Origin of the sequence: Pseudomonas sp. Irchel s3b5 (assembly GCF_900187435.1) — a bacterium.
GTDB lineage: Bacteria > Pseudomonadota > Gammaproteobacteria > Pseudomonadales > Pseudomonadaceae > Aquipseudomonas.
This window is the reverse complement of the sequence record NZ_FYDY01000008.1, coordinates 237306-244595: the sequence shown is the minus strand read 5'-3', so window position 1 is coordinate 244595 and position 7290 is coordinate 237306. Positions and strand designations below refer to the sequence as shown.

The window sequence follows — 7290 nt, the reverse complement described above, 5'->3', positions numbered from 1 at the left end:
GGTACAGATACACTTTTTCGACTTTGGCATCGGGTCGCATCATGGCGAGCTGGCTCCTGAAGGAATCGGGAGCACAGCATCCGGGATCAGCTAAGCGCTTTGAATGTGGGGTTTATGGAGCGCTTACGAACAAACGTTAACAAAACTCAGATTTTGCGACGTTAATTTTTCAGGATATGGAAATGCTGACCAAATTGCGCCAACAGATTGGAGCTTCCAGGCGCGTAAATCACAATGGGCGGCTGCAATACCTATCAAGCTCCTGCCGCTTTTCATGAAGCTGCTTTCGTCGACTTTCAATACGATGAAGCGCTGCGCGTTGGTCGAATTGCTTTCGCGCTGATTGACAGAAACTAACGAGCGATTCTGTTCAAAGAGCGTAATTAACCAGAAATATCAATTTTTGATTTCGTCTCTGCCTACTCATGCGCTATTTTTGTTAACGAAAATGGCAATATGGGCGCGTCTGGTCTCGGGGGCGCGTGATGGCTCACATAGCACGGAAACAGTATCACTCATCAGAGGCGATGAATGGGTAGCTGAAAATTCGACCGCCATAACAAAAATTGATTTTATAAAAAATGATGTCGAAGGGCACGAATCCAAAGTAATACATGGCTTGAAGCAAGCATTATTTAAATTCCGCCCCATCATCATGCTTGAATATAGCGAACAATCAAGCGTCACAATATTTAGAAATGACGGCATTTTTGAAACATATTTAAATGATTGTGAAATGTTTGTTTTAGGTAGCAACTATGACCCCGCTTGTTATGGTGGCAAGCCATTTGTAAGCATTAAGAGAATTCTTGCAAAAAAAACTGAAAAAGAAAACAGCAAAACTTTATTGTTTTAATGCCGCGCACCCATAGGACAGTATTTTAATTGTTCCTAAAGAGAATATTTTATTTCTCCCTGGCTCAAACTTTATTAATGGAAATCCATAACATGCGTACGCGTATCACTTATGCAAAGAAAGTTCGCCGCGAGTTTTACAAAACTGTGTGGTTTTATTTTCTTGTTGTCTCGCCGATTTTTTTAATGCTCATTTTTATTATCTCGCTGCTCGGTCTGATCATCAGTCAGCTCGAAGGGTGGAGCGCATTTGAAGGTATTTACTTTGCTTTTGTCACCGGCCTGACCATCGGTTACGGCGACCTGGCGCCCAAACTGGCTACCTCGCGTTTCCTTGCCATCGTGCTTGGTTTTAACGGCGTGCTGATGACGGCCATCTTTGCAGCTATCAGTATTAAGGCCATTGAAGTCACCGCTCGTGCGGCAAGTACCGATGAGTAGGACTGGCGCAATAAGCAGAACCATCTAGCCTCAAGCTCAAGGTTTGAGCAGTAGTTACGGCCCTAGAGAACAGATTGGTGCCGCCACCAGATTGACGAGGAAACTCGCTGTGCCAGGTGCCCGCTTTGTCGCGGGCTTCCCAGTAGAAGTAGGGCACTTTCGGCCCTCTGGATTGAGCGACAACATCAATGAATTTGTCTTCAAACGTCATCTAAAGCGTCTTAAGTGCCCTAATTTCCCGCCGCGTCTTACAGAGGAATCGTTTTAGCCCATGGATATCAAGCAGCTCTGGCTCAACCTCCAAGACCTCTGGGGTGCCCTCGATCAACACCCGCTCCTGCATACAAGCCTGGCGCTGATGCTGTTATTGGTCATTGCGCTGGTCCTCGGACGAGTGGCGCGGTACCTCATGTTTCATACGACCAAAATGCTCGGTCGCCAACCGACACTGCACTGGATCAACGACTTTTACTACAACAAGGTCTTTCATCGCCTGGTCCAGGCGACGCCGTTGCTGGTGATTCAGTTCGGCCTGCGCCTGGTGCCAGGGCTGAGCACGACCGCCCTGAATTTCCTCAGCAATGCGTCGCTGGCGCTCACCTTTCTGTTTCTGTTGCTGGCGGTCACATCCCTACTCAATGCGTCGCTGGACATCTACGCGCGCACCGAACACGCCCTTACCCGTTCGATCAAAGGTTACGTGCACCTGACAAAAATGGTCTTGTACGCGCTGGGCGCGATCATTATTGTCGCCACCCTGATCGACCGTTCGCCGCTGTTGCTGCTCTCGGGTCTGGGCGCCATGTCGGCGGTGATTATTTTGGTCTACAAGGACACGCTGCTGTCGTTTGTGGCCGGTGTGCAACTGACCAGCAGCGACATGCTGCGGGTGGGCGACTGGATCGAGATGCCGCAGGTCGGCGCTGACGGTGACGTGGTCGACATCACGCTGCACACGGTGAAGGTGCAAAACTTCGACAAGACAATTATTTCGATCCCGACCTGGCGCTTGATGTCCGAGTCGTTCAAGAACTGGCGTGGAATGCAACAATCCGGCGGTCGACGGATCAAACGCAGCTTGTTCATCGACGCCAGCGGCGTGCGTTTCATCCGCGATGATGAAGAGCAGAAATTGTCGCAGGTGCATCTGGTGAGCGATTACATCGGTCGCAAACAGGTCGAACTCAAAGCCTGGAACGAAGCGAAGGGCAATGTGGCAGCGATATCGGCCAACCACCGGCGGATGACCAACATCGGGACCTTCCGCGCTTATGCGCTGGAGTATCTAAAAAGTCACTCGGCGATACAGCCGAGCATGACCTGTATGGTCCGCCAGATGCAGGCCACCGCGCAGGGCATTCCGCTGGAAATCTACTGTTTCACAAGCACAACGGCGTGGGCGGATTACGAGCAGATTCAGGGGGATATTTTCGATTACTTGGTGGCGGTGCTGCCTGAGTTTGGGTTGAGTCTTTATCAACAGCCGAGTGGCGGGGATTTGCGTACAGGTCTGCTGCCAGCGATCCTCGGCGCAAGCCATATTCCCGAACCGGAAAAGCACATCATGTAACACCGCAATCCCCTGCGGCTTTTACCGACCTTTTTAGGCAAAAAAAACCGCCCCAACCGAAGCTGGAGCGGTCCACTGCTCGACCGTGTTACAGGTCGTCGATGTGATCTCGCAGCAATTCGAATAGGATCTGGTACACCTCGTCGGCGTCCTCCATGGCGAGCGTATTGGTAGTCAATCCTTTAGCATCCGTGGCTATAAAGGAATCTAAAAAGAATTTTACGTATGGCAGAAACAACAAAGGCCTGCATCGCTGCAAGCCTTTGATTTATATGGTATCGGTACCAAGAATCGAGCCCGGGACCTACTGATTACAAGTGCAGTAGGCGTCGGCTGAACAGTCGAAAGCCCGAAACTGACCCCAATACAGCCCCCAACTGAATGCAGTCATGTGCATGCACCGCTGGAGGCCTTGAAATTAGTGGAGCGGGTGAAGGGAATCGAACCCTCGTTATCAGCTTGGGAAGCTGGAGTAATGCCATTATACGACACCCGCTCAGAGCGGTGACTTTGTACCAGATGTGCGCGTGGAAATGAAGTTTTTCTTTGCGCCAGACGGGTTTAGCGCAGATGAGACATGGCAAGGACCGGGTAACGGTCGTTCGCGGGCAAGCCTCGGCTACAGGAATACAATCAACACTGTAGCGCGGGGCTTGCTCGCGATGACGCTGTTTCAGATGGCCAATGCATGGTGGTCCTGGACGTAGTGGTAACGCGGTCGGCTTTCATGCTGTGCCGGTTTCAGGAAGCCCAACAGTGCGTTGCGGCTGTCTCGGCAAGCGGCTTTGTGCTCCATGTCGAGAAAGTGGCCGGTGGCCTGGAGGGTGCTGAACGTGCTGTGTTGCACGTGCCCGGCGAACAATCGGGCGTCGTCGGCGGCGGTGTATTCGTCCCATTCGCCGTTGAGGAACAGCACCGGTACGCCGATTTTCTTCGCCGCGTGCAAATAGCACTGGCGATCGCTGTGCAGCACGTCGTTGATGTGGAAGTGCATCTGCCCGTATTCATGCTCGGCCAGGGAGCTGACGTGACGGTAGTTGAAGCGCTTGAACAACGACGGCAAGTGTTTGCCGATGGTGTCGTTGACCAAATGCCCAACGCGGTCGCCGTCGCGGCTGCCCAGATAGTCGACGCCGCGCTCGAGGTAATCGAGCATGTGCGCGTTGATCACCGGGGAGAACGAGCTGATCACGGCTTTTTCGATGCGCCGTGGTCGTTGCGACAGCGCCATCATGGTCGCCGCGCCACCCCAGGAAAACGACAGCACGTGTTCGGCGCCGAAGTGGTCGATCAGTTCCAGGAGGATCTGCCCTTCGATTTCCTTGGTGAGCATTTTTTCATGCAGGTTGTGGGCTTTCGACTTGCCCGCGTAGGGCTGGTCGTAGCAGACCACGTTGAACTGTGGATAGAGGTTTTTCACGGTTTGTGCAAACGACGCAGTCGTGGCCATCGAGCCGTTGACCAAGATAATGGTCTTCTCTGCGGCGTCTGCGCGATAGAACTCCGTGTAAACCCGATACTGACCTTGTATATCCAGCACAGCGATTTCTGGCCTCATGTCATAAGACTCCTGGCAAGCGGGTATGCGCGCAAATGAGATTGCACGAGCTTTGTGACAGGTAGGCATACGCCTGGAATTTGAGAGGCCCATGTCGATCCATTGCAGTCCGGTCGACGGGTATTGTTATTGGCGGGCAGTCTGCCGGATGAGGCCGGAACCCAAGGGTCCCTACCGGCAAAAAGTTTCTTAGAGGTATGGGGTGACTCGTCGGTCACATTTCGGCCGACGTCCTGATTCAAGCAGGGGTCACATCAATGTGCAAGTGCCGTTGGTAAATTGTTCGACAACTTCGGCTGAGCGGTCGATTGCTTAGATCAATCCGATCTCTTCATCGCTCAATGGGCGGTATTTGCCCGGTTTCAACGCGTCGTCGAGCGTTAATGGCCCCATGCGTTCTCGGTGCAGGCGCAGCACCTTGTTGTCGAAGTGGCCGAACATGCGCTTGACCTGATGATAGCGACCTTCGACGATGCTCAGGCGTGCGGACTTTGGTCCGAGCAGCTCCAGGCTGGCGGGGAGGGTGGTGAGGTCTTCAAAGGCGAAGTACAGCCCTTCATTGAATTTGATCGCGTACTCGGGGCCGATGTCCTGTTCGGTTTCGACGTAATACACCTTCGGCAATTTGGTCTGCGGTTGGGTCAGGCGTCGCGACCAACTGCCATCGTTGGTGATCAGCATCAGGCCGGTGGTGTTGAAATCCAGGCGTCCGGCGATGTGCAGATCGTCCTTGTCCGGCTCTTGAATCAGGTCGAGCACGGTCGGGTGCTGCGGATCACGGGTAGCGCTCACGCAACCGGCAGGCTTGTGCAGCATGAAGTGGCGCAGGGGTTTTCCGATTTGCAGCACATCGTTGTCGACTTCGACGCGGCTGAATTCACGGACTTCAGCGTGTGGGTCGCTGACGATTTTTCCGTCAACACGGACGCGTTTTTCCACCAGCAACAGGCGCACTTGCTTACGGTTGAAGCAGGGCAGGTTACTGAGGAATCGGTCAACACGCATGAATTAACGATCAGTGAAGAAAGGGCCGCGCATCTTACTTGAACGGCTGTGGCGCCGCTTGCAACTGCGTCTCGACTTCGGCGCAACGCGGGCACAGGCAGGACGCATTGCGCACTTCGGCCGGCAACGCTTCTAGGATCGCCGGGTCGATGCTGACGCCATAGCACCAGCAGGCGCGGTCGGCGGTTCGCGGGTCGGCCAGGGTGCAATCGTTGGATGCACCGCAGGCCGGGCAGAGGTCAGGCGGGTTCATAGCGGGACTGAGACATTTCCATGCAGGTGCGGTTACGGCCACTTTGTTTGGCCCGGTACATCGCATGATCCGCTCGCGACAGCAAACTGTGCAAGGTGTCATTGGGTTGCAGGGTGGTGAGGCCGATACTGACGGTTACGTGCAGGGCCTGATCGTTGTAGGCATAGCGCTGTTGTTCCACGTGCTGACGAATTTTCTCGGCGATCATCCGACCGGTCTCACCGTCAGTGTCCTTGAGCAGCACGATGAATTCTTCCCCGCCCCAGCGGCAGACGATGTCGGACTGCCGCAGGCAGCTTTCCAGGCTCCGGGCAAAACCGATCAGCACCTGATCGCCGGCCAGGTGACCGTAGGTGTCGTTCAACGCCTTGAAGTGATCCAGGTCCAGCAACAGCGCGGTCAGTGGCTTGAGTTCGCGTTGGGCTTCGTGCATGGCTTGCGCGGCCAGCAGGTCGAAGCCGCGACGGTTGGGCAGTTCGGTCAGGCTGTCGAGGGTGGCCTGGGCCTGGATCTTGTCCTGATAGCGTTTGATCGCCCGGTTGAGCAGGGCCAGGACGATCAGCATGACCAGAAAACAGATCAACAGGTTGAGGTACAGCGACTGGCGGATTTCAGTCAGGGCGCCGTCTTCGCGTTTGTCGACGAACAGGTACCAGTTGAGTTCTGGAATGAAGCGCACATTGAGGAAGTGTTCCTGGTCCTGGACCGAATACTCGTAGCTGCCGCTGTGGGGTTTTGGCAGCCGGTTGGCCAGGTCTTTCATGCTGTCGAGCTCGCTGAGTTTCTGCCCGATGTGCGCGCCTTGCGGGCCACCTTCGGCGCCTGTGAGCACCAGGCGCCCAAAGTTGTCGACGAAGAACACGCTGCGTTGATAGCGCTGCTGGTACTTGTCGATCAGCTTGATGACCGCATCAACCGTCAGACCAACGCCCGCTGCGCCGATGAATCGGTTGTTGTAGTCGTAGACCTTGTAGTTGATGAAGAAGGTCAGGTTGTCCTTGTTGGCGAGGTCCGGGTCGACGTTGATCTCGTAGGGATCCTTCATGTCGCGCACGCGAAAGTACCAGGCGTCGCGGGGCTCGGTAGCCTTGATCTGTTTCAGCACACCCTTGGCGTGGTAGTAGGTCAGGCTGGTGTTGGAGACGAAGAATGCGGTGTAGGCGCCGTAATGGGTCATGACTTCGTTGAGGTAACGGGTCATCTGGTCGGCGTCATTTTCACCGTTGACGACCCAGTCACGCATGAAGGTGTCGCGGGACATCATCGAGGAAATCAGGATCGGTCTGACAAGGTCTTTCTGGATTTCCGAATAGACCGTGTCGGAAGTCAGCGGCAGTTCTGTATTGACGATGCTGTCGCGGATCGACGCCCGCGACGCGTAGTAACTGAGAAAGGACGTAGCCATGAAACCTGCGCCCAGCAACGCGACCAGCGTGATGACCAACGAACGTTGAGAATACAGCGGCGAGCGAAGCGGCATGGCAGTTCCGTTGGCAGTGGTCCGATGGATAGCATTCTAATGGCACTGCCGGGAAATAACTGCTCCATGTGCGCCGCGAATACTCGTTCCAGTGGTTGCGTCATCACATAACGTCTGTAGGAATCGCG

General features: G+C 54.5%; 7 protein-coding genes and 1 tRNA gene. 3 read left to right on the top strand and 5 right to left on the bottom strand.

All coding sequences use genetic code 11. The features are described from left to right. Positions 1–403: 403 nt before the first annotated feature. The 3 genes from CKW15_RS12290 to CKW15_RS12280 all read left to right on the top strand — a co-directional run bounded on the left by CKW15_RS12290 (position 404) and on the right by CKW15_RS12280 (position 2866). On the top strand, positions 404–856 hold the full coding sequence (locus CKW15_RS12290; RefSeq protein ID WP_143498421.1) for an FkbM family methyltransferase: 453 nt from the start codon (positions 404–406) through the stop codon (positions 854–856). Positions 857–948: 92 nt separating this feature from the next. Beyond that, positions 949–1296 carry a potassium channel family protein gene (locus CKW15_RS12285; protein WP_095060223.1) on the top strand — a complete coding sequence of 116 codons (348 nt, stop codon included), beginning with the start codon at positions 949–951 and terminating at the stop codon, positions 1294–1296. Positions 1297–1567: 271 nt separating this feature from the next. Continuing rightward, positions 1568–2866, top strand: a complete 1299-nt coding sequence (locus CKW15_RS12280) for a mechanosensitive ion channel family protein (protein ID WP_095060225.1) — start codon at positions 1568–1570, stop codon at positions 2864–2866. A 422-nt stretch (positions 2867–3288) separates the two neighbouring features. Here CKW15_RS12280 and CKW15_RS12275 read toward each other — a convergent pair. The 5 genes from CKW15_RS12275 to CKW15_RS12255 all read right to left on the bottom strand — a co-directional run bounded on the left by CKW15_RS12275 (position 3289) and on the right by CKW15_RS12255 (position 7162). Beyond that, positions 3289–3362 (bottom strand) — tRNA-Gly (locus tag CKW15_RS12275). Positions 3363–3539: 177 nt separating this feature from the next. Further along, entirely contained in the window at positions 3540–4424 is an 885-nt protein-coding gene (locus CKW15_RS12270; protein WP_095060227.1) for an alpha/beta fold hydrolase, read from the bottom strand. A gap of 312 nt (positions 4425–4736) precedes the next feature. After that, positions 4737–5429: a pseudouridine synthase gene (locus tag CKW15_RS12265; protein WP_095060230.1), complete on the bottom strand. Its 693-nt coding sequence runs from the start codon at positions 5427–5429 to the stop codon at positions 4737–4739. 34 nt (positions 5430–5463) lie between these two features. Then, positions 5464–5682: a cysteine-rich CWC family protein gene (locus CKW15_RS12260; RefSeq protein WP_095060232.1), complete on the bottom strand. Its 219-nt coding sequence runs from the start codon at positions 5680–5682 to the stop codon at positions 5464–5466. Continuing rightward, the gene (locus CKW15_RS12255) at positions 5669–7162 is read right to left on the bottom strand and encodes a sensor domain-containing diguanylate cyclase (protein ID WP_095060234.1); all 1494 of its coding nucleotides are present in this window, start codon (positions 7160–7162) and stop codon (positions 5669–5671) included. Before CKW15_RS12255 ends, CKW15_RS12260 begins: the two co-directional genes overlap by 14 nt. Positions 7163–7290: the final 128 nt, after the last annotated feature.